Origin of the sequence: Hydrogenovibrio sp. JE_KL2 (assembly GCF_009296185.1) — a bacterium.
GTDB lineage: Bacteria > Pseudomonadota > Gammaproteobacteria > Thiomicrospirales > Thiomicrospiraceae > Hydrogenovibrio.
Window position 1 is genome coordinate 1 of sequence record NZ_WBJR01000015.1, and the last position, 312, is coordinate 312.

A 312-nucleotide genomic window follows, 5' to 3' on the forward strand; every position below is an offset into this window, starting at 1 on the left:
TGGCAAGCTAACAATCGACGGCAACGGCGTATGGACGCTAGATGCGACCGGCACCAGCTTGACTGACGGCACCTATACAGCGACAGCCACGGTGACAGATGTAGCAGGCAACACAGCCAATGCGAGCCAAGACATCGTCGTAGACACCACGATAGGAACGAGCGGCCATACGGGTAGCGATGCGGTGAGCATAGACAGCATCACGCAAGACACCGGCAGCAACACAAGCGACTTCAAGACAAGTGATCAGACCTTGTCAGTCAGTGGTAAAGCCTACCTAGAGACAGGAGACACCCTAACGGTGAGCTTCAA

At 55.1% G+C, this 312-nt stretch carries 1 protein-coding gene; it reads left to right on the forward strand.

Going from position 1 to position 312, the window contains the following annotated elements:
- Nucleotides 1-91 precede the first annotated feature (91 nt).
- On the forward strand, nt 92-312 hold a 221-nt coding region (locus tag F8R13_RS11415; RefSeq protein ID WP_152834679.1), incomplete at its 3' end, for a hypothetical protein.